At 60.7% G+C, this 21,029-nt stretch carries 22 protein-coding genes; all 22 read right to left on the reverse strand.

The window, feature by feature from the left end; translation table 11 throughout:
• Nucleotides 1–75: 75 nt before the first annotated feature.
• The 22 genes from rpsO to CHY22_RS07995 all read right to left on the reverse strand — a co-directional run bounded on the left by rpsO (nucleotide 76) and on the right by CHY22_RS07995 (nucleotide 21,016).
• On the reverse strand, nucleotides 76–354 hold the full coding sequence (rpsO, locus tag CHY22_RS07890; RefSeq protein ID WP_035138510.1) for a 30S ribosomal protein S15: 279 nt from the start codon (nucleotides 352–354) through the stop codon (nucleotides 76–78).
• Nucleotides 355–492: 138 nt separating this feature from the next.
• Nucleotides 493–1,242 carry a DNA repair protein RecO gene (gene recO / locus CHY22_RS07895; RefSeq protein ID WP_089573383.1) on the reverse strand — a complete coding sequence of 250 codons (750 nt, stop codon included), beginning with the start codon at nucleotides 1,240–1,242 and terminating at the stop codon, nucleotides 493–495.
• A 15-nt stretch (nucleotides 1,243–1,257) separates the two neighbouring features.
• Nucleotides 1,258–2,325: a GTPase Era gene (gene era / locus CHY22_RS07900; RefSeq protein ID WP_187362360.1), complete on the reverse strand. Its 1,068-nt coding sequence runs from the start codon at nucleotides 2,323–2,325 to the stop codon at nucleotides 1,258–1,260.
• 12 nt (nucleotides 2,326–2,337) lie between these two features.
• Complete coding sequence (locus tag CHY22_RS07905) at nucleotides 2,338–2,715, reverse strand: diacylglycerol kinase family protein (protein WP_089573384.1); 378 nt, start codon at nucleotides 2,713–2,715, stop codon at nucleotides 2,338–2,340.
• A gap of 9 nt (nucleotides 2,716–2,724) precedes the next feature.
• Nucleotides 2,725–3,234, reverse strand: a complete 510-nt coding sequence (gene ybeY / locus CHY22_RS07910; protein WP_089573385.1) for an rRNA maturation RNase YbeY — start codon at nucleotides 3,232–3,234, stop codon at nucleotides 2,725–2,727.
• Nucleotides 3,231–4,217 (reverse strand): PhoH family protein, encoded by a 987-nt coding sequence (locus CHY22_RS07915; RefSeq protein WP_089573386.1) that lies wholly within the window; start codon nucleotides 4,215–4,217, stop codon nucleotides 3,231–3,233. The genes ybeY and CHY22_RS07915 overlap by 4 nt, the downstream gene beginning before the upstream one ends.
• Nucleotides 4,198–5,490, reverse strand: a complete 1,293-nt coding sequence (locus CHY22_RS07920; RefSeq protein ID WP_089573387.1) for a MiaB/RimO family radical SAM methylthiotransferase — start codon at nucleotides 5,488–5,490, stop codon at nucleotides 4,198–4,200. The genes CHY22_RS07915 and CHY22_RS07920 overlap by 20 nt, the downstream gene beginning before the upstream one ends.
• A 9-nt stretch (nucleotides 5,491–5,499) precedes the next feature.
• A complete protein-coding gene (dnaJ, locus tag CHY22_RS07925; RefSeq protein WP_089573388.1) occupies nucleotides 5,500–6,648 on the reverse strand; it encodes a molecular chaperone DnaJ in 1,149 nt (382 codons plus the stop codon).
• A gap of 81 nt (nucleotides 6,649–6,729) precedes the next feature.
• Complete coding sequence (locus CHY22_RS07930) at nucleotides 6,730–7,833, reverse strand: DnaJ domain-containing protein (protein WP_199408765.1); 1,104 nt, start codon at nucleotides 7,831–7,833, stop codon at nucleotides 6,730–6,732.
• A 58-nt stretch (nucleotides 7,834–7,891) separates the two neighbouring features.
• Complete coding sequence (gene hemW / locus CHY22_RS07935) at nucleotides 7,892–9,124, reverse strand: radical SAM family heme chaperone HemW (protein WP_089573389.1); 1,233 nt, start codon at nucleotides 9,122–9,124, stop codon at nucleotides 7,892–7,894.
• Nucleotides 9,125–9,126: 2 nt separating this feature from the next.
• The gene (gene dusB, locus CHY22_RS07940) at nucleotides 9,127–10,170 is read right to left on the reverse strand and encodes a tRNA dihydrouridine synthase DusB (protein WP_089573390.1); all 1,044 of its coding nucleotides are present in this window, start codon (nucleotides 10,168–10,170) and stop codon (nucleotides 9,127–9,129) included.
• 4 nt (nucleotides 10,171–10,174) lie between these two features.
• Nucleotides 10,175–11,986 carry a translation elongation factor 4 gene (gene lepA / locus CHY22_RS07945; RefSeq protein WP_089573391.1) on the reverse strand — a complete coding sequence of 604 codons (1,812 nt, stop codon included), beginning with the start codon at nucleotides 11,984–11,986 and terminating at the stop codon, nucleotides 10,175–10,177.
• A gap of 96 nt (nucleotides 11,987–12,082) precedes the next feature.
• Nucleotides 12,083–12,349 carry a 30S ribosomal protein S20 gene (rpsT, locus tag CHY22_RS07950; protein ID WP_022094714.1) on the reverse strand — a complete coding sequence of 89 codons (267 nt, stop codon included), beginning with the start codon at nucleotides 12,347–12,349 and terminating at the stop codon, nucleotides 12,083–12,085.
• 133 nt (nucleotides 12,350–12,482) lie between these two features.
• Nucleotides 12,483–13,445, reverse strand: a complete 963-nt coding sequence (holA, locus tag CHY22_RS07955; RefSeq protein ID WP_089573392.1) for a DNA polymerase III subunit delta — start codon at nucleotides 13,443–13,445, stop codon at nucleotides 12,483–12,485.
• 78 nt (nucleotides 13,446–13,523) lie between these two features.
• Nucleotides 13,524–15,554, reverse strand: a complete 2,031-nt coding sequence (locus tag CHY22_RS07960) for a DNA internalization-related competence protein ComEC/Rec2 (RefSeq protein WP_158551189.1) — start codon at nucleotides 15,552–15,554, stop codon at nucleotides 13,524–13,526.
• Nucleotides 15,555–15,823: 269 nt separating this feature from the next.
• Nucleotides 15,824–16,534 (reverse strand): ComEA family DNA-binding protein, encoded by a 711-nt coding sequence (locus CHY22_RS07965; RefSeq protein WP_158551188.1) that lies wholly within the window; start codon nucleotides 16,532–16,534, stop codon nucleotides 15,824–15,826.
• Nucleotides 16,535–16,747: 213 nt separating this feature from the next.
• On the reverse strand, nucleotides 16,748–17,992 hold the full coding sequence (gene thiI, locus CHY22_RS07970) for a tRNA uracil 4-sulfurtransferase ThiI (protein ID WP_089573395.1): 1,245 nt from the start codon (nucleotides 17,990–17,992) through the stop codon (nucleotides 16,748–16,750).
• Nucleotides 17,993–18,274, reverse strand: a complete 282-nt coding sequence (locus tag CHY22_RS07975; protein WP_055250050.1) for a DNA-directed RNA polymerase subunit omega — start codon at nucleotides 18,272–18,274, stop codon at nucleotides 17,993–17,995.
• Nucleotides 18,275–18,279: 5 nt separating this feature from the next.
• The gene (gene gmk / locus CHY22_RS07980) at nucleotides 18,280–18,849 is read right to left on the reverse strand and encodes a guanylate kinase (RefSeq protein ID WP_089573396.1); all 570 of its coding nucleotides are present in this window, start codon (nucleotides 18,847–18,849) and stop codon (nucleotides 18,280–18,282) included.
• Complete coding sequence (mihF, locus tag CHY22_RS07985) at nucleotides 18,850–19,158, reverse strand: integration host factor, actinobacterial type (protein ID WP_006236130.1); 309 nt, start codon at nucleotides 19,156–19,158, stop codon at nucleotides 18,850–18,852. It lies immediately after the preceding gene.
• Nucleotides 19,159–19,397: 239 nt separating this feature from the next.
• On the reverse strand, nucleotides 19,398–20,114 hold the full coding sequence (pyrF, locus tag CHY22_RS07990) for an orotidine-5'-phosphate decarboxylase (protein WP_035138533.1): 717 nt from the start codon (nucleotides 20,112–20,114) through the stop codon (nucleotides 19,398–19,400).
• Nucleotides 20,108–21,016: a dihydroorotate dehydrogenase gene (locus tag CHY22_RS07995; protein WP_187324797.1), complete on the reverse strand. Its 909-nt coding sequence runs from the start codon at nucleotides 21,014–21,016 to the stop codon at nucleotides 20,108–20,110. Before CHY22_RS07995 ends, pyrF begins: the two co-directional genes overlap by 7 nt.
• Nucleotides 21,017–21,029 lie beyond the last annotated feature (13 nt).

Genomic DNA, 21,029 nt, shown 5'->3' on the forward strand with positions numbered 1-21,029 from the left:
CAGAGCGTGATTGTTCGCGCCCTTACACAAAAAGAGCGCCCCGCTGCGCAGGACGCTCTTAGCATGTACAAATCCTTACTGGATGTTGTCGCGGATGCCCAGAGCCTTGATGAGCTCACGGTACTCGACGATGTCGTTCTTCTTGATGTAGGAGAGAAGACGACGACGACGGCCGACGAGCATGAGCAGGCCACGACGGGTGTGGAAGTCCTTCTGGTGGGACTTCATGTGCTCGGTCAGCTCCTTGATGCGCTCGGACAGGATGGCGACCTGAACCTTGGGGTTGCCGGTGTCGACCGGGGTGTTACCGAACTGGGCAGTCAGCTCAGCCTTGCGCTCTTTGGAAACAGTCATTGTTTCACCTTTCGTTTCTTGTCGCCCGCGGGCGACACTATTCGCCTCGGACTGGGAAGCCGTCGGTGGAGCGAGCATCCAAGGTCGAGGTACCAACAGGTCGGTATGTTACCACAAGCAGACCGCCCATGCGCATCATCACCGACCCAACATGAATTCCATCGCACGGAGGCGCTGGTCGGTGTGCGTCGCAGCCCACACATGCGAAAGCCCGAGCAAGAACGCCGCCGTATGCGGGTCGATTCGCTCGACCATGAGTGCATCGAAGGTCATGGACATGAGGGCGCGCAGCCACTCGACCTCACCGGTCGAAACCAGCTCGGCACCCGGAACGCTCGACGCGCACGAACCGCACATGAGCCCGCCCGCCTGGGGCGAAAAGTACGACAGCATGGGGTCTCCGCACAGCACGCAGGCCGAAAAATCGGGTCGATAGCCCACGTGCGACAGAAGTTTAAAGACAAAGGCCGCCACGAGCAGGTCCATATGTGCCGAGTCGAGCCCACAGCCGACAAGCGTGAGCGCCCGCTGCGTGATGGCAAAGGTAAACGGGTCCTCGGCGTCCTCGAATGAGCACACGCGCGCGACCTCGGCAATCGCGCTTGCGGCGCAGGTCGTCTCGTAATCGGGCGCGGCGCCAACCGGCGCTTCCAAAAGCTCGGCCTGAGAAACCACGTCGAGCGACCGTCCATGCGCAAGCAGCAGATCAACGGTACAGAACATCTCGCAGCGCGCAGCCAGGCGTCCGCCGGGTTTGCGGGCGCCCTTTGCCACGGCACGAACCTGCCGACCCCGCTCGTCAAGCATCGTCAGGATCAGGTCCGTCTCTTTGAGCTTCGTCTTATCGAGCACGAGCACTTTCGTGCGATATGTACGAGAACCTGCCATACGCGCCGCGTGTCCCTAATCCTCGGCGTTGTAGCCAAAACGGCGAATCTGAGCCTCGTCGTCGCGCCAACCGGCCTTGACCTTCACGTCCAACTCCAAAAAGACCTGCGTGCCAAAGATGCGCTCAAGATCGCGACGGGCGTCGATACCGATATGCTTGATCATCTCGCCGCCCTTGCCGATGATGATGCCCTTTTGGCCCTCACGCTCGACATAAATGGTGGCGTGCACACGCAGCACCTTCTTGGTCTGCTCGAGCGCATCGCAAATAACGCCAACGGAGTGCGGAATCTCATCACGGGTGCGGCGCAAGACCTTTTCGCGCACAAACTCGGCAACGAGCGTCTCGTCGGAAGCGTCGGTACCCATGTCCTCGGGGAACCAACGCGGACCCTCGGGCAAAAAGTGCGCAACGGTCTCGATGAAGGCATCGACGTTAAAGTTCTTGACCGACGACGTCACGATCTCGTCGTCATATTCCATAAGCTCGTGGGCGGCCTTAAGCTGCTCCATGACCTGTGCGGGGTCGGCTTCATCGGCCTTGGTGAGCACCAGGACCTTCTTGGAACGGGCATTCTTGACACGCTCGGCAACCCAGGCGTCTCCCCTGCCGATCGGTTTGGTGGCATCAATCAAAAACGCGACAACATCGACATCGTTCAGCTCGAACAGCGCGCTCTTGTTCAGCTCGGACCCTAGACCGTCCTTGGGCTTGTGGATACCCGGGGTATCGACAAAGACCAGCTGGTAGCCGGGGCGGTTGACGACGGCGCGCATGCGGCGGCGGGTCGTCTGGGCCACCGGCGAGGTGATGGCGACCTTTTTGCCATAGCAGGCGTTGAGCAGCGTTGACTTACCGGCGTTGGGGCGGCCGACCAAGGCCACGAAGCCACTGCGGAAACCGGGCTCAACGTCGCCAAAGCCCGCGAGGCTGTCGTCCTCATCGCACAGGGCGTCGAGCTCCTCGTCGCTCATGCCCTCAAACGGGTCGAACTCCTCGACTTCCTCATAGGCCTCGGTCGCCTTAGCATCCGGGGACTCGTCGTCCAAAATCTCATCGGTAGACTGCATATTGTCGGACATGGGAATCCCTTTCTAAATAAAGCCGAGCGCGTGGGCAAATACCAGCACGCCCACAATCGCGGCGGTGATGGAAAGAACGTATACCGAGGCGGCGGCGATGTCCTTCGCACGCTTGGCCAGCGGATGGAGCTCCTGGGTCGCTAGGTCGACGATAGCCTCCATAGCGGTGTTGCACAGCTCGCCGTGAATCACCAGGCCACAACAGATGATAATCGTGGCCCACTCGGCAATGTCGAGCCCCACGATGCAGCCGGCAATGACGGTGCACACGCCCGCTACGAGCATAACCTTAATGTTGCGCTCGGTCTTGACGGCGCTGACGAAGCCCTCCATGGCGTAGGAGAACGACTTTAAAAAGGACGGATGGTCCTTGTTCGATCCGGGAATCATAGACGGCTCCTAGTCGTGGGCATGGTTGGTGATGGGGCCGACGTGGACTAGCTTGGGGTCCTCGCCGCGCTCGAGCGCCAGATCGCGCAGGATGGCGTCCTCGCGGGCCTCCATGACCTCGGCCTCGTCGTCCTCGATGTGGTCATAGCCCAGCAGGTGCAGCATTCCGTGTACGAGCATCAGACGGCACTCATCAGCGGGACTATTGCCAAAACCGGGGGCCTGACGGGCAATAACCTGCGGGGCCAAGATAATATCGCCGAGCTCGAGCGTCTCATCGGCGGGAATGTCATCGTCAAAGGCCGAATCGCACTCAAACGAGAGCACATCGGTGGTGCGGTCGATACCGCGCCACTCGTGGTTGAGCTCGTGCATCTCGTCCTCGTCGACATACGAAAGGGAAATCTCAACTTCACGCTCAACGCCCTCGGCGGCAAGCACGACCTCGCAGATGTGCTCCACCTCTTGCGCGTCGAGCAGCATATCGAGCTCGGCATCGTTGCTGATCAATACACTCAACGGGACTCCTTTCGGTCGCGCGAACGCTGCTCACGCACGTCATCATAAGCATCATATGCCTCGACGATACGACCCACCAGGGCATGACGCACCACGTCGGCACGCTCGAGGTGAGAAAATGCCACATCGTCGACACGGCCCAAAATCTTCTCGACATCCGCCAAGCCGCCACGACGACCCACCAGGTCGCGCTGACTCAAGTCGCCGGTAATCACGAACTTGGAGTTGAAGCCCAGGCGCGTCAGGAACATCTTCATCTGCTCGGGCGTCGTGTTTTGTGCCTCATCGAGCACCACGAACGCATCGCTCAGCGTACGGCCGCGCATGTAGGCGAGCGGGGCGATCTCGATCACGCCACGTTCCATAAGCTCATCGGTGCGCTCGCGATCCATCATGTCAAAAAGGGCGTCGTAGAGCGGGCGCATGTACGGATCGATCTTTTCCTCGAGGGTACCGGGCAAAAAGCCCAGGTTCTCCCCCGCCTCGACAACCGGGCGCGTCAAGATTAGGCGACCCACCTCGTGACGCTTGAGCGCGGCAACGGCAAGCGCCATGGCCAGATAGGTCTTACCGGTACCGGCGGGACCCAGGCCAAACGTGATGGTATGCGAGCGGATGGCGTCGACATAGCGTTTTTGGCCGAGCGTCTTGGGACGAATAACGCGGCCGCGATACGACAGCAGCACGTCATCGCGCAGCGACGAGGCATCATGCTCTCCATCGCGCAGGACAGCCAAGCAACGCGAGACATCGTCGGCAGACAGCGTGCGTCCGGCAGCCGCCTCGCGAAAAGCATGCTCAAAAAAGCGCACCACGAGCTCGACCTCATCCGGGTCACCGCTCACGGCGATACTGTCGCCACGGGCGACCACGTGGGCGCGAACCAAGCTCTCGAGCGCACGAAGGACGCCGTCGCCGGCGCCCAAAACGCGCGAGGGATCAATCCCCTCGGGAACGGTAAGTCTAATCTTCGAGGCTTCCATGAACCTCCCTGCGCGCATGGACCAAGCCGGAATCATCGACTTCGATGATAGCAACATCGAGCAGGCACGGGGCTGTAAGTCCACAGGTATCGTCAAGACGGGCATGATGGAACGAGCCGAGCGTCAGGTTGTCACCATACTCGAGCACGGCGCGCTCGACAGTGCCCACGCGACGACGAGCATCGGCAATAGCGAGCTCCTGCGCCGTATCTCGCATACGACGGCTGCGCTCGGCCATAACCTCGGGCGGCACCTGGTCGGGCATGTCGGCAGCAAGGGTACCGGGACGCTTGCTGTAGCGGAACACGTGCATACGCGAGAAACCCACACGGCGGCACAGCGCCAGCGACTCCTCGAACTCCTCGTCCGTCTCACCAGGAAAACCGACGATGACATCGCACGAAAGAGACGCCTGGGGCAAGTTGGCGCGAATCATACGCACCGTGTCCTCAAAGGCCTCCGCGCTATAGGGACGACCCATGCGATGCAGGGTCGCCGTACAGCCGGACTGCACGGGCAGGTGCAAAAACGGGGCGATACGCTGCGGATAGCGCGCCATAACCTTAAGCAGGCGCTCAGAGATATCCATGGGCTCGACCGAGGAAATGCGCACATGCGCAATAGTCGTGCGCTCCATGATGGCCTCGAGCAGCTCATCGATTTCGACATGCTCGTCGGTCGCGCTCTTGCCATCGTAGGCACCCAGGTTCACACCGGTCAGCACCACCTCGGGCACGCCGGCCTCCTGGGCCTCGCGAACTTGTTCAAGCACGGACTCGACGGGCACGGAGCGCTCGGGGCCGCGCGCCTTCCACACAATGCAATAGGTGCAGCGATGGTTGCAGCCGTCCTGGATCTTCACGCCCAGGCGAGAGCGACCGAGCGCATCGACCACCTCGCCATCGCTGCAGGCGGGAACGCTATCGGACTCAACGCCCAGCACCTCGCAGACACGTTCGGCGACATCAATCTTGGACGGCTCGGCGATCACGCGATCCGAGAGCTCCAACAGCTCCTCGGGATGCAAATTGACCACGCAACCGGTCACGAGCACATAAGGCTCGTTTGGATGGGCCAGCGCATGACGGACGGCCTTGCGGGTCTTAGCCTCGGCCTCGCCCGTCACGGCACAGGTATTGATTACGATCAGATCGGCATCCTGGGGCTCCACAATAGCAAAGCCCAGGCGCATAAGATCGGCAGTGATACGGTCAGACTCAACCCGGTTGACGCGGCAGCCGAGGTTGACAACAGAGATATGGGGTGCGAGCACGCGGGCTCCTTAATCGAGGATGTCGTCGAGGGCACTCTTGATGCGATCGGTAACCGATTTCTTGCCGGGAGCGACGTCGTCGCCGGACTCGGCGGCGAAGGCCTCGAGCAGGTCGCGCTGCTTGGCCGAAAGGCTCGTGGGAACGAGCACGCGCAGCTGAACGACCAGGCGGCCACGCGAGCCGCCACCGCCAATGCGGGGCATGCCGAAGTTACCGACGCTCACGGTGTCGCCGTACTGCGTGCCGGCGGGGACCGTGACCTTAACGACCTCGTCAGGCATAATGCCCTCGACCTCGATCTCGCAGCCGAGAGCCGCCTGCGCAATCGAGATATCGCTCACGAGGTACAGGTCGTCGCCGTTGCGCTTAAAGCGCTCGTGGTCGGCGACGCGAACGTTGACGATCAGGTCGCCCGAGGGCTCGCCGCGAAGGCCGGCCTCGCCAAAGCCGCTCACGCGCAGCTGGCGGCCGGTCGAAACGCCGGCGGGAATATCGATGTCGATCTTTTCGTGGGAAGGCGTGCGGCCCTGACCATCGCAGGTCTCGCAGGGATGATCGATGACCGTGCCCTCGCCGTGGCAGTCGGGGCAAGGCGAAGAGGACTGGACCTGGCCCAAGAACGAACGCTGGACCGTCGTGACATAGCCCGTGCCGTGGCAACGGCTGCACTGCTTTTCCTGTGCACCCTCGGCCCTACCGGTACCGTTGCAGTCCTCGCAAGGAGCAAGGCGATCATAGCTGATCGTCTTTTTGCAGCCGAGCGCCGCCTCCTCGAGCGTCACCGAAAGCGAGATGGCCATGTCACGTCCGCGACGACGCTCACGACGGCTGCGGGCGCCACCGCCGGCGCCACCGCCAAAGAACGACGAGAAGAGGTCGTCCATACCCATGCCACCAAAGATATCGTTGATGTCGACATAGCCCGAACCACCAGGGCCGTCCGCGGTGCCGTAGCGGTCGTAGTTTGCACGCTTCTGCTCATCGGAAAGAACGGAATATGCCTCGTTGAGCTCTTTGAACTTGGCCTCGGCCTCGGGGTCGTCCGAAACGTCCGGGTGTACGGTACGGGCCTTCTTTAGAAACGCGCGCTTAATCGTCCGCGCGTCGGCATCCTTTTCGACGCCAAGTACCTCGTAGTAATCCCTATTTTCCGACACGACCGAATCCTTCCGACTTTCATTATTGTCACAGTGCGTCCTATACCCAAGCTGGGGCGGCCGCAAACAGAGGGTTTGATGTTAGTACATTCCGTACGGCGAAAGCATGGCACGCTGCGAGCAGCTCGCAAACCAAACCGACACGAGTGCGAACATGAAGCCGTTGGCAAAACCGTTGGCAAACTGCATCGCGCCGCGTTTCCACCACAGCAGGCTGCGATGAAGCACGCCGTCCGAGAGCACCATGAACAGGCCCATGGCAAACGGAATAAAGCACATCATGGCAAAGGCCGAGAACACGCCCGAGATGGCCGACAGCACCAAAAACGGCGCCACAATGCCCATCAGGTAAAAGCCAGTACGAGCTTTGCCTTCCAAGCGCTCGGCCTCAACATGGGCGCGGCCGACCAGGTCGCCGCCCGCGGCACCGTTAGTGCCTGCGTGGCCCATGCCGCTAATGCGGACCTCGTCGCCATCGTGCGTGCCGGCAGGAAACTCAATCGTCTGCTCGGAGGTCACACGGGTTCGCCCGCTGCCACCGCAATCGGGGCAGGGGTCGGCCACGACCTTACCGGAACCGCCGCACTCGGGGCAGACCGACTGGAACGTGCCCGCACCAAACAGGAAGGACAGGTCGACGTCGATGTGGCCGCGGCCACCGCAGCTCGGACAGGTGTGGGCATGCTCTGAAGAAACGGAGCCCGATCCGCCACAATGCCCGCAGGTGTCAAAGCGGGTATATCGAACGGTCTTGTGGGCACCGCTCTTGGCCTCCTTGGCGTCGAGCTTGATATCGACGACCACGTTGGCGCCGTTCTCGGGATTGTAGGCAGCCTGCCCGCGACGCTGCTGGCCCCAGGCGCCACCAAAGGGAAAGCCGCCCTCAAAGGGATTGCCATAGCCCGTGCTGCCGGCGTAGCCGCCACCATAGGGCGAAGCCGTAGGAGCACCGGCAAAGGGATTGCCAGATCGCATGGCGTCGTAGCGCGCACGTTTTTGCTCATCCGAAAGCACGGCGTAGGCCTCGGAAACCTCTTTAAACTTTTCCTCGGCATCCGGTTCTTTGTTGACGTCCGGATGGAGCTTACGGGCCTTTTGCTGGAAGGCCTTTTGAATATCACGCGAGGTGGCGTCCTTGGAGACACCCAGAATCTCGTAGTAATCTTTTTCGTTCATCGTCGCCATGCGCGGCAACCTCCTGCTCACAGCAGCGTATATATTCCGGTAATTCTACCCGAGCGGCCTAAGCTAGATCCCAAAACAGCTCGAACAGAACATTTCCATCGAGCCAGCCCAGATGGGTCGGCGCCAGACGAGCTCGAACATGGCCCGCGACGACATCTGCCGTAGTGAAGGGTCCCTCATGACCCCAGAGCGTCTCGGGCACCCAAGTGGCAAGATCCAATTCGAGCGCACGATCGCAGGCAGCTGCCAGCTCGCCCGTTGGGATGACGCAAGCTGCACGAGCCAACAGGTCGGACGCAACACCGCGCGTCATGCGACAAGCGAGCATCAAGTCTTCGGCGACAGCCTCGCGCTGCGACAGATATTCGGCCTCGAACGCCGTCGCGTCATCGTCGCGTTGCACCAGACGCACACGGTACGCATCGCCTCGAGCAGACACGCCGGGGAACAAACCTGCAAGACGGTCGAAATCCTCGGCATCGAGCATACCCGCGGCAGAACGACCCAGGCCCAGGTAGCCCCGTCCGGTCCAGTAGGCAATGTTATGGGCGCACTCATGGCCGTCGAGCGCATAGCTTGCCACCTCATAGGGGTGATAACCGGCCGCACCCAGGAGCTCGCGTGCCACGTCCATGCATGCGGCCTGAAAATCCTCATCAGGCTCAAGCGACTCGTCGCGGCACGCCATGCGATAAAGGGGCGTCCCCTCCTCGAGCGTGAGCGGGTACACCGATACATGATGCGGCGCCGCCGCCAGCACGCCATCGAGCGTGCTCCGCCAGCTTGCGGCCGTCTGCCCGGGAAGGCCGCACATCAGGTCGCACGACACATCGAGGCCAGCGTCCTTCACCGTCGCGATAGCCGCAAGTGCCCGATTAGCATCGTGAATGCGGCCAATAGCAGCCAGCTCGGTATTGTCGAGGGTTTGCACGCCCAGAGAGATGCGCGTGACGCCCGCCTCGGCAAGCGCGGTGGCGAGCTCAGCAGTCAGCGACTCGGGATTGGCCTCGCAGGTAAACTCAACGGGCTTGCACCACATGGAGATACGACGGGCAAGTTCTACCAGGCGCTCCCCTGCCAGCGACGGCGTGCCGCCGCCTACGTAGACTGTGCGGATCTGCCTGAGTGCCCCAGCGTTGCCAAAGGCATCGAGCCGCGCATACAACTGCTCAAAATAGGCATTGAGCGCAGCGTCCAGGTCGCACGGGGCAAAGCTGCGCGAGTCAAAGTCGCAATAGCGGCATTTTTGAGCGCAAAACGGTACGTGCACATACAGTGCGGTAACGGCCACCCTTAGGCCTCCAGCGGATGGGCGGGCACCGACTCGCCAGCTGCAAGTGCGGCCTCGCAGGCCACCACATCGCGCTCGATATCATCGACCAACGCCATGAACTCCTCGTATGTGGAGCAGCGCACCACCTGGGCGCGCCAGGCGGCAGCATGGGGCATGCCCTTGAGATACCAGCTTGCGTACGTACGGGCACGCGACATGAGCGGCAACAGCTCGTGCGTAAGCGTCAGGTGCTCGCGCAGGGCATCCAGACGCTCGACCGAGGTGCGAGACGGCACCGGCGTGGCGTCGAACGCAAGGGCGCGAGCATCGCCGAACACCCAAGGATTGCCATAGATACCGCGCGCGATAAACACGGCACGGGCGTCGGAGCTGCGCAGACGCTCCGCCGCATCCTCAGCCGAGAACACATCGCCCGAACCGATCACGGGAATCTCAACGGCGTCGGCAACCTCATCGACGACCGACCAATCGGCCTGGCCCGTATAGAGCTGCGTGGCGCAGCGGCCATGCACCGCCACCGCGGCGGCACCGGCGCCTTCGAGCATCTGGGCAAACGTCGCGGCATTACGGTCCTCAGCATAAAAGCCCTTGCGAATCTTGACGGTCACGGGCACGTGCGCCGCGCCCACCGTCGCCTCGACGATCTTCTCCGCCAGGTCGGGCGTGCGCATGAGCGCCGAGCCCTCGCCCTTGGTAACAACCTTGCGGGCGGGACATGCCATATTGATATCGATGAGCGACAGGCGATCGCCAACGCGCTCCTCGACGGCGGCGACGGCACTCGCAAATTGATCGGGCTTGGAGCCAAAGAGCTGCACGCAAATCTGCTGCTCCTCGTCGGCCGGCAGCACCAGGCGCCACGTTTTGTTGCTGGCATAGGCAAGGCCTGCCACGCTCACCATCTCGCTGTAGGCAAGGTTGGCACCGCGGCGGCGGCACATGATGCGGTAGGCAGGGTCGGTCACACCCGCCATGGGAGCCATAAGGAACGGCTGCTCGGCATAGGCGCCCAGCAGCCGCTTGCTGTATTCAGAAAGCACCATAGACCTACTCGTCCACCTTGAGGATCGCCATAAAGGCCTCCTGCGGGACCTCGACCGATCCGATGGCCTTCATGCGCTTCTTGCCCTCTTTCTGCTTCTCGAGCAGCTTGCGCTTACGCGAGATATCGCCGCCGTAGCACTTGGCAAGTACGTCCTTGCGACGCGCCTTGACGGTGGAGCGGGCAATAATCTTGTTGCCGATAGCACCCTGGATGGGCACCTCGAACAGCTGACGCGGGATGATCTCCTTAAGCTTGTCGCACAGGCCACGGGCCAGGCCATAGGCCTTGTCCTTGTGGACGATAAACGACAGCGCGTCCACCTCATCGCCCGAAAGCAAGATATCGAGCTTAACGAGCTCGGAGGGACGGTACTCGTTGAACTCGTAGTCGAGCGAGGCATAACCCTTGGTACGGCTCTTGAGCTGATCGAAGAAGTCCAAGATGAGCTCGGCGAGCGGCATATCGAAGCGCATCTCGACCGATTTGCTCGTCAGGTGGATCATGTCGGTTGTGACGCCGCGGTGCTCGATGGCGAGCTGCATGACGGCACCCGTGTACTCAGGCGGGCAGATGATCTTTGCCTTGAGGTAGGGTTCCTCGATACGATCGATGCGTGTGGCCTCGGGAAGGTCCTGCGGACTGCGGACATCGATCATCTCGCCGTCGGTCTTGTAGACGTGATAGTCGACCGAGGGGCTCGTGGCAATGAGGTCCAGGTTGAATTCGCGCTCCAGGCGTTCCTTGACGACTTCCATGTGTAGCAGGCCCAAGAAGCCCACGCGGAAGCCAAAGCCGAGCGCCACCGAGGTCTCGGGCTCCCACACCAACGATGGGTCGTTAACGTGCAGCTTATCGAGCGCGTCACGCAGGTTCTCGTAGTCCTTGTTATCGATTGGGAACAGGCCCGTATAGACCATGGGCTTGGCCTCGCGGTAACCCGGAAGCGGCTCGGGGCAGGGGTTCGACGCCCAGGTAAGGGTGTCGCCCACGCGAACGGCCTCGGGGTCCTTCAGGCCCGTGACCACATAGCCGACCTCGCCAACCGTCAGCGCGTCAACCGGGGTCTCGGCAGGACGCTTGACACCCACGCCGTCGACCAAAAAGTCGCCCTCTGCCTGCATCATGCGCAGGGTATCGCCCTTTTTGATGGAGCCGTCAAAGACGCGCACCGTGGCGACGACGCCACGATACTCGTCGAAGTACGAATCCAGAATGAGTGCCTTGAGCGGCGCGTTCGCATCGCCCTTGGGCGGAGAGATCAAAAAGACAATGGACTCCAGCAGATCATGGATGCCCTCGCCGGTCTTGCCCGAGACACACACGGCATCATCGGCGGGAATCGCCAGGTCATCCTCGATCTCGGTCTTAACCTCATCGGGATGGGCAGAGGGCAGGTCGATCTTGTTGATGGCCGGCACAATGTCCAGATTGGCGTTCATGGCGAGCGTCGCGTTGGAGACAGTCTGCGCCTCGACGCCCTGCGTGGCGTCGACAACGAGCACCGCGCCCTCACAGGCTGCCAGCGAGCGCGAGACCTCATAGGTAAAGTCAACGTGGCCCGGCGTATCGATCAGATTGAACTGATACGTCTCGCCATCGTCGGCGTCATAGGACACGCGAACGGCATTGGACTTGATCGTGATGCCGCGCTCGCGCTCGATATCCATGGTGTCGAGCAGCTGCGACTCCATGTCGCGTTCGTCGACGGTATGGGTGAGCTCGAGGATGCGATCGCTGATCGTGGACTTGCCATGGTCGATGTGCGCAACGATTGAGAAGTTGCGGATGTGGGAAATGTCAATTGAAGTATTCATGCGGACTATCTTACCCGAGCGATACAAAAAATGGAGCCTGTTCCATAAAACAGGCTCCATTTATGCGCGTAATCTGTGTGGTGTGAAATTTACAACTTAGGCGTTGATGCTGTTCACGAGCTTGGCAAGACCGGACTTGCGGTTGGAAGCCTGGTTCTTGTGGATAACATGCTTGGCGGCAGCCATGTCGAGACGCTTGGTGACGGTCTTGAGGGCAGCCTGGGCCTTCTCGGCGTCGCCCTCGGCGACGGCGGACTGGACGTGCTTGGTCAGCGTCTTGAGCTCGGACTTGACAGCCTTGTTACGCATGCGAGCTGCCTCATTGGTGCGGATACGCTTCTTCTGAGACTTGATGTTTGCCACTTCTGGAGTTCCTTTCGAGTTCCTTGCAAAAAATGTATGACACCTCTGAGACACGGTGAGGTCATGCAAGCGCCTACTATAGCACGCTCCCTCTCAAAGGGATAGAACGAATTTGTCAAATAGGCAGGTATCATCACGATTTTCTCAAGATGTTCGTAATCCAGAGCAAAAGCGCCGTCTGAGAATCGGCCGAACCCTTGAGCGCGAGCTCCACATCAACGGCACCCTCGAGCGCTGCGACAAGCTCGGTCATCGAAAAACGACGCGCCCAGGTAAGGTGATTCTTGACCTGCCAGGACTGGAGCTTGAGCGTTGCGGCCAGCTCGCGACCCTGCCCACGCGCGTCGAGCGCCTTGGCGACGATAAGCTCGCGAATGCGACCGCACAGCAATGTGTAAGTCCACACGTAGCTCTTGGAGGGCAGGAGCTTAAAGAGCTCGAGCGAACGCCGCATATCGCGAGCCGAGACGGCGTTGAGGAAGTCCCAGGGTTGGATCTCGGCCGTACGTACAATCCAGCGCTCAACATCGGCAAGTTCAATCTGGGGCGACTCGACCATCTGGGCGAGCTTTGCCAGGTCGTTATCGAGCATGCGCGTGTTTTCTCCCGAACGCGAGACGAGCTCCTCGGCAGCAGCCGTCGAGATGGACTTACCGTGCTGCGTCGCCATCTGCTGAACGCGGCGCGGCAGTTCCCAACGCTTGGTACCCGAGCAATCGACGATAGCCTTCTTGTCGATCTTAGCGATTGCCTTATACAGGCGCGTGTTCTTGGCGAGCGAATCGGCGATGATAAGGCAAACCGTCGTGGGGCTTGGACTCGTCAGATACTCGACAAGCGGCTCGGAGACCGCTTTAGCAAGCTTGGAGCAGCCGTCAAGGATTACCAGGCGAAACTCGCTGCCCATGGGAAAGGTGTTGAGCGAGCCGATGATCGACTCGATATCGGGGTCTTTCGTCATGTCGCGTTCATCGAGGTTGAACTCAACCATACCCGACTTTTCCAAGCGAGCTTTCATACGCGAGACGGCGTGGTCGCGTTTGACTCCGTCGGTACCGACGATCAGATATGCCGGCAGCAGACCGGTTTCGGACATTGCGCTCCCCTCTCGCAGACTCTCGAATTCGTACCGTGCCATTTTAGCCCAGGGGCACACCGCGCGCCAACGATGTCATCACGGCCGCTGGCATCGCATGTCAAAGCCCTTCGCGGTCGGCGAAACGGTAATGTCTCCTTGTTCGATGGTGCATGCGAACGCGCCGCCCACATCGCGAACCGCATCGATGCAGGCATCGGATGGATGGCCGTAGCGGTTGCCCTCACCCGCACTCGCGATAGAGAGCTCGGGCTTAAGCGTCTCCAGTAGGTCTATGTCGACGGAAACTTTTGAGCCGTGATGCCCCAGCTTAAGCACATCGATATAACCCACCTCCTGTACAAACTCGCGCTCCTGATCGAGCTCGGCATCACCCGTGAGAAGCACACGCAGGCTCTTGCCTTCCTGAGCATAGGAGAGCAGCAAAACAAGAGAGTCCTCATTGCCCTCGCCATCCACCGTGTCAAACGGCCACATCACACGGGTCCGAAACGCGCCGATATCGACCGTATCTCCGCAAGCCACCTGCCGATACGCTACGCCGGGGCGATTCAGGACCTCAGCAGGCGCGCCGTCAAGCGCATCGGCCGCGACCACAATGGTTCCAACCGAAAACTGATCGAGCACATCGGGAAGACCACCCCAGTGGTCTTCGTCCCAATGTGTCACGAAGACGGCGTCGATATGGTGGACGTTATTGCGAACCAGCGCGCTCACCACGCGCTCATCAAGCCCACAGTCAACGAGCGCCACGGCGCCACCCTGACGAACCAGAATCGCATCGGCCTGGCCCACATCGAGCACCGTCACCGAAGGCGGAGCGAATCGATCCCAGTAGATGTACGGAATCGCAGCCAAGAGCACCAGGCACGCAAGCCCTACCGCCATAGGACGTGCACGGGGACGCGGCCACCAGACCAGCAGAGCCACCAGCAAACACGGCACCAGGTAAATCCAAATGCTATCGGGCGGCACGCTCACGGATGCACCCGGAACGGCGGCAAAGAGCTGCTCAAAGAACAGTGCGCACCGGGCGGCAATCATGGGCACAACGAGTGCCCAAGCTTGCAACGGCGCCACAAGCGAAAAGGGAACCAGCACGATCGACACAGCGAGCAGCAGACTCACCACCGGACCGATGACCGCATTCGCCAACGGAGCAATGAGCGAGAACGTACCAAAGGCAGGAATGGTGATGGGCAGCGTCGCCAGTTGCGAGCACAGTGTGACGGAAAGCATGCCGGCAATGCCCGTCGGCACACCCAGCTCCCCCAAAGCATAGGTGACGTACGGGCAAAAGCACAGGATGGCAAAGACGCTGGCACATGAAAGCTGAAAGCCCATCTCGAACAGCACCGTCGGCCGCAGTAGCACAAAGATGGACATGGTTACGAAGAGTGCCGATGTGCCATGCCGGCGACGCCCCGCGCCGTTTACGACAAGCGTCGCGAACACCATGCAGCACGCGCGCACTGCCGAGGGAGACGCGCCCGTAAAGACAGCGTAACCCACAAGCGTTATCGCCAATATCGCCCGTTGAAGACCACGTGAACACCGAGTCTTTTGCAATAAACCCTCGATTACAAACCCCACGATAGCCAAATGGCTGCCCGATACGGCGATAAGATGCGCAGTTCCCGTCACCGAAAACCATTCGCCCGCCGGCTGGGCGCGCAGCTCGGCCGAACGACCGCAGACGACACCGGCTATGAGTGCACGCGCCGGGTCGGTCGCAGGCGCGATAGACGCAAGCAGCCCATTTCGCAGTCGAAGCAGCGGCTCCGGAGAGCCCTCATCGACCGACACAATCCGAACGGCTTTAACCTTGCGCGCCTCGCCTCGAAGCACGCGTGAGCGCCCATACGCATCGTTCTCAAAGCGCGAAATTCGACCGATAGCACGTACATGCGAACCGGCGTCGAGCTCGCGATCACACGACAGCCGCACCTGACCCAAACGCTTTTCGCCCGCATACGCATCGCAGGTATAGGAGTACGCACCGTCACTGATGGACGGGTCGCCGTGCACAACAAACTCGAGACTGCTCGCAGCCCGATTATCCAGTGCGCTCGAAGCACGCAGTGTCCCGATCGCCCAACCCGCGGACACGACCGCCCCCGCCAAGAAGCCAAGGCCCGCGACATAAAGCCATCGTCTCCACCGCAGAAGGCGCATACAGGACCGAGCCAATACGATACAAGCCGCAGCCGCAACGGGAATGGCCATAAGCGACGCGACGGGCGCTGCCCGCTCTCCCAACAGCAAATCGGCAGCCATGTTAAGTACCAAGCCACAGCTCACACACAAGCCGGCACAAAGCGCCATCGTCCACGGCATCAATGGCCGTGGTGGCATCACTTGCTCGCGATCGGTCGCACTCATACGCAAATGCAATCTTTGATTTTGGCGAGCTTCTTCTCACCAATCCCCGATACGCGCATCAGGTCATCGACTGAGGCAAAAGCACCGTTCTTTGTCCGCTCATCGATAATCGACTGAGCCATAGAAGGCCCGATACCAGAAAGCGTCTGCAGCTCTGCCGCACTTGCCGTATTGATGTTCACGAGCCCCGACGAAGACCCCGCGCCGGGAGTCGTGTCAGCACCGATTTCGGCCCCGTCGACCGCCCCAGCCGCTTGTTGCTCCCCCACCGTCGGAACATAGATCTTTTGGCCATCTGTGATCTTGGACGCACGATTAAGCCCTGTCACATCCGCCTCGGCCGTAAGCCCTCCGGCGGCATCGATCGCTTGGGACACCCGTGCTCCATCTTTGAGGCGATATACACCGGGTGACACCACGGCGCCATCCACATCGACGTACACCTCGGCAGCAGAGGAGCTCTTGGCCGAAGACTCATCGGCATCATCAGGAGACGCATCCCCGGCCCCGCGCACATCCGAGGAGCTCGCCTCATCACTATGCTCAAACGACACGCCGCTGGAGCGGCTATTAAAACTTGCCATCGCTAAGCCGCTCGCGGCGGCAATGACAACCAAAATCGCCACCACCACCGCCTTGTGTCCAAGCAGCTTTTCTGCCCAGCGGTCCATCCGTTTAACCCGTTCGTGTTGTTCGCGCTGCGCCATAGCAAAACCTCCCAACACCATCGTGTCAGGAAACGAACGCCGCAGCTTCCGCACGTCCACACCAGTTTTCGCGGTCAAACCAAAAGCTGACCAAAACCTTGCGAAAAAATGTCCATTTATTCAGACACACGTCAGCGAATGAACATCTTGGCATCATTTGCCCAGATAGCAAAAGACCGACGATACAGGCGCATCGTCGGTCTATGCAGGCAATTACTCGTGATCTTGATATACCTCACGCGGAGCGAGCTCCGAATGTTTGCGTTTTAAGGTCTTGGGGGCCTTATACGTGTTGCTGCCAAAATCGATATACTCAGTCTGTTTGAGCAGGCGCTCGATCATCTCCTCGTGATCGAACAGCTCCCAGGCCTCATGCACGGCATCGAGCTTGGCATGCGTCTCGGGACGACGCGGCATAAAGAGCGTGCAGCAATCGGGCGCCGCCTCGGTCGAGATATCAAACGTACCGATCTCCTGAGCACGCGCGATGATCTCCTGCTTATCAGAACCAATGAGCGGACGGAAAACGGGAATCTTCACGGCCTCGTTGACGGCCATGATGTTCTCGAGCGTCTGGGAGGCAACCTGACCGAGCGACTCGCCCGTCACAATGGCCTTGGCGCCCTCGATATGCGCAATGCGCTCGGCAACCGAATACATAATGCGGCGATACATGATCACGCGCAGGTTGCTGGGGCAGGTGACGGAAATCTCACGCTGGCAATCGCCAAACGGCACCACGTACAGGCGGCCGATCTGAACACCCGGCTCAAGCGCACGGATGATGTCCTGCACCAGGTATTCACTCGTGTCGGGCGTCTGCGGACGACCGGAGAAATGCACCGGCACGCACACCGCGCCGCGACGCGCGAGCATCCAGGTCGCCACCGGAGAATCGATGCCCGACGACAGAAGCGTCACGACCTTGCCGGCAGAACCCACCGGCAGACCGCCCACGCCGCGCTCGGAGCGCGCGTACACGTAAACGCTACCCTGGACCACCAGTACGTGCACCATCGCATCGGGATCGTGCATTTGAACCTTTTTATCGGGGAAGGCCTCGCACAGCACCTCACCCACCTGACGATTGATATCAATCGAGGTGAGCTCATAGTCAGTATTGGAACGCTTGGCGTGCACTTTAAACGAATCGAAGGGGCCAAACTCGCGCAGCGCCTTGACAGCGGCGGCGCAGTACTCCTGCGGGTCGCGGTTGGTGTGGTACGCCAGGGACACACGGGCAACGCCGGGGACGGTGCGGATGACACGCGCCGCCTCGTCGGCCTGATGTTCGTTAAAGGTCACGAGGATATAACCGGAAATTCGAGACACGGCGTTCACGGAAAAGGCGGCCAAAGCCGCCTTAATGTTATCCATGAGGATATGCTCAAAATGTGCGCGGTTCTTGCCCTTCAGTCCAACCTCGTGATAGTGGACCAGGCAAACGCGAGCTGCCATTTAGGCTTCAGCAACCTTATGGCCGAGCGCCTTCTCGTAACGGGCCTCGTCGTAGGAGATATCGCCGTCGACGATCTCGTCCATAGCCATCGAGATGGTGTCAGCGCCGGAGAGCGCGATGGTGATGTCGTCGACATCCTGGACGGCAAGCACGCGGTTATGCTGGCCGCGCAGCATGCTATTGATGTCGCAGGCACGCTTAGAGGCAAGCGAAGCGAGCAGGAAGCGGTTGTGATCGGTCTTCTCCAGAAGATCGTCAATGCAAGGCTTTACAACGGACACGGACCTCAGATCCTTTCATGCATATCGAGAACGCGAACGAGTTCGTCGGTCGCGCGGTCGAGATCGTCATTCACCACGACGTCGTCGTAGCGGTCGGCAAGGGCAAGCTCATGGGCGGCGTTTGCCATACGCAGCTCAATCGTCTCGGGCGTTTCGGTACCGCGACCGACCAGACGCTCGCGGAGCACCTCGAGCGAGGGCGGCTTGATAAAGATCAGCACGGCCTCGGGGAAACGCTCCTTAACCTGCAGGGCACCCTGGACATCGATCTCCAAGATGAGAGACGAACCAGAGGCGAGCTTGGACTGAACCTCGCTCACCAACGTGCCATAGCAGTTACCGTGGACCTCGGCCCACTCAACAAACTCACCGTTTGCCACGCGGCGGTCGAACTCCTCGCGCGTCAGGAAAAAGTAATTGACGCCATCGACCTCGCCTTTGCGTGGGGCTCGCGTGGTAGCCGAAACCGTCAGGCCCAGGTTAGAGCGACGCTCGCGCACACGAGTGACGAGCGTGCCCTTGCCCGCGCCTGACGGTCCAGAAATCACAAAGAGCTTTGAATCCTGAGCGCTCACTTATTTGGTCAGCTGCTCGAGGAGCTGCTCGCGCTGACGGACGCCAAGGCCCTGGACGCGACGGGTAGCGGAGATGCCGAGCTCCTCCATGATCTTGGCGGCCTTGGCCTTGCCATAACCGGGGAGAGACTCGATGAGGGTGGAAACCTTCATGCGGGAAGCAATGGGGTCATCGGAGTTGAGCACGGACTCGAGGGACTTCTCGCCCTTCTTGATCTGCTCACGGAGCTCTGCGCGAGCGTGACGTGCGGCGGCAGCCTTCTCAAGAGCCTGCTTGCGCTGCTCATCGGTAAGCTGAGGGAGTGCCATTCGTACCTCCAAATAGTTGGGTTATATCTGATTCAATATTTGGCATTTTAGCACGTAAAACGTACAAAATGCTCAATCGCGGCTCCATAGGTTAGACGATACCCGCAAAAAGTGCAATATATCGCGCTAAAAGAAGAGCCCCCGACCTGCGATTCCACACAAAGGATGGGAAAGTTTTCGCAGGCACAGGGGCTAATTTGTGCTAATAAGACCCAAAAGTGGTGACTTGAGGGAATCTTTTACGCGACGTTTTCGACCAGCTCGGCAACGATGGCGTCAAACGCGGCAACCGGATCGTCGGCGCCGGTAATGGGGCGGCCCACCACGATATGGCTCGCGCCGCGCTCGATAGCCTGGGAAGGCGTGGCCACGCGGGACTGATCGCCCAGCGCAGCACCAACCGGACGCACGCCCGGGGTCACAATCAACGCATCGGGGCCCAGCAGCTCACGCATGTCATGAGCCTCCATCGGCGAGCACACGATGCCGTCGATACCGTTGGCCTGGGCGAGTTTTGCCAGACGGGCGGCCTCCTCGGCAACGGGCGACTCGACGCCGATCTCGCTCAACGCATCCTGATTCATGCTCGTAAGCACGGTAATGGCGACGAGCTTGGCTCGATCCTCGCGTGCCTCCTCGGCACCCTCACGACAGGCGGCGAGCATAGCACCCGAACCCAAGCCGTGAACCGAAAGCAAGTCGGCACCGGCAAGCGAGGCCGAGCGAGCGGCACCGCGCACCTGATGCGGAATGTCATGGAACTTAAGGTCGAGGAACACCTTGAAGCCCAGGTCCTTAAAGGTCTTGACGATCTCGGGGCCCTCAGCGTAATAGAGCGTCATGCCCACCTTGAGCCAGGCGGCATGGCCCGAAAGCTCATGGGCGAGCTCGAGCGCACGCTCACGGTCGCAGTCGAGGGCAACGATAACGCGGTCGCGGGCATCGGTCTCTAGCATTCGAAAGCACCTACCAGCTCGTTGATGTCCTTCACGCCCTGGGACTCGGCCCAGGCCTCGAGCTCGCGCGCAATCTTGAGCGAAGCGCACGGATCGACGAAGTTGGCCATACCGACCGATACGCAGGTAGCGCCAGCCAGGATAAACTCGGCCGCGTCCTCACCGGTCATGACGCCGCCGACGCCGTTGATGGGAATGTCGACGGCCTGGGCAACCTCCCAGACCATACGCACGGCGATGTGATGGCACAGCGGGCCCGAAAGACCGCCCTTGGGCTTGGCCACACGCGACTTGCGGGTGTGGACGTCGATGGCCATACCCTGGATGGAGTTGATGACCGAAAGACCATCGGCACCGGCGGCCTCGAGAGCCTTGGCAATCTCGGCAACGTTGACCGGGGCCATCTTCACAAACAGCGGCTTGTCGGTCACCTTGCGGCACGCGGCCATGACGGCAGAGGCGCCCTCGGGCGTGGAGCCCATGGCGGCACCGCCGGCAGCAATGTTGGGGCAGCTCACGTTGATCTCATAGCCGGCAGCCCAGGGGCACAGCTCGACATACATCTCGAGCGCACGGACAAACTCGTCCACGGAATGACCGGCAACCTGGCAGATGACCTGGCAACCGTCCTTGGAGAGCTGCTCGAGCCACGGACCGGACTCGCGGGCGAAAGCGGCCACACCGGGGTTCTGAAGGCCCACGGAATTGATCATGCCACCGGGAATCTCGGCCATGCGGGGTGCGGGATTGCCGGGCCAGGGCTCGGCAGCGCAGCCCTTGGTGGTGATGGCACCCAGCTGGGAGACATCGAAGAAGTTCTGGAACTGCCAACCGTAGCCAAAGGTACCGGCTGCGGTGTTGATGGGGTTTTGCATCTTGACGCCGCCGAAATCGACGGCCATGTTCACGGTACCC

The sequence above is a fragment of the Collinsella sp. TF06-26 genome (genome assembly GCF_002232035.1).
Taxonomy (GTDB): Bacteria; Actinomycetota; Coriobacteriia; order Coriobacteriales; family Coriobacteriaceae; genus Collinsella.

Coding starts and splice junctions, on each gene's coding strand:
- CHY22_RS07930 (WP_199408765.1), bottom strand. CDS start 7,833: ATGGCGACGATGAACGAAAAAGATTACTACGAGATTCTGGGTGTCTCC.
- rpsO (WP_035138510.1), bottom strand. CDS start 354: ATGACTGTTTCCAAAGAGCGCAAGGCTGAGCTGACTGCCCAGTTCGGT.
- CHY22_RS07915 (WP_089573386.1), bottom strand. CDS start 4,217: ATGGAAGCCTCGAAGATTAGACTTACCGTTCCCGAGGGGATTGATCCC.
- holA (WP_089573392.1), bottom strand. CDS start 13,445: ATGTCCGAAACCGGTCTGCTGCCGGCATATCTGATCGTCGGTACCGAC.
- lepA (WP_089573391.1), bottom strand. CDS start 11,986: ATGAATACTTCAATTGACATTTCCCACATCCGCAACTTCTCAATCGTT.
- dusB (WP_089573390.1), bottom strand. CDS start 10,170: ATGGTGCTTTCTGAATACAGCAAGCGGCTGCTGGGCGCCTATGCCGAG.
- pyrF (WP_035138533.1), bottom strand. CDS start 20,114: ATGCTAGAGACCGATGCCCGCGACCGCGTTATCGTTGCCCTCGACTGC.
- mihF (WP_006236130.1), bottom strand. CDS start 19,158: ATGGCACTCCCTCAGCTTACCGATGAGCAGCGCAAGCAGGCTCTTGAG.
- recO (WP_089573383.1), bottom strand. CDS start 1,242: ATGGCAGGTTCTCGTACATATCGCACGAAAGTGCTCGTGCTCGATAAG.
- CHY22_RS07995 (WP_187324797.1), bottom strand. CDS start 21,016: ATGGCCGTCGATTTCGGCGGCGTCAAGATGCAAAACCCCATCAACACC.
- era (WP_187362360.1), bottom strand. CDS start 2,325: ATGTCCGACAATATGCAGTCTACCGATGAGATTTTGGACGACGAGTCC.
- thiI (WP_089573395.1), bottom strand. CDS start 17,992: ATGGCAGCTCGCGTTTGCCTGGTCCACTATCACGAGGTTGGACTGAAG.
- CHY22_RS07905 (WP_089573384.1), bottom strand. CDS start 2,715: ATGATTCCCGGATCGAACAAGGACCATCCGTCCTTTTTAAAGTCGTTC.
- CHY22_RS07965 (WP_158551188.1), bottom strand. CDS start 16,534: ATGGCGCAGCGCGAACAACACGAACGGGTTAAACGGATGGACCGCTGG.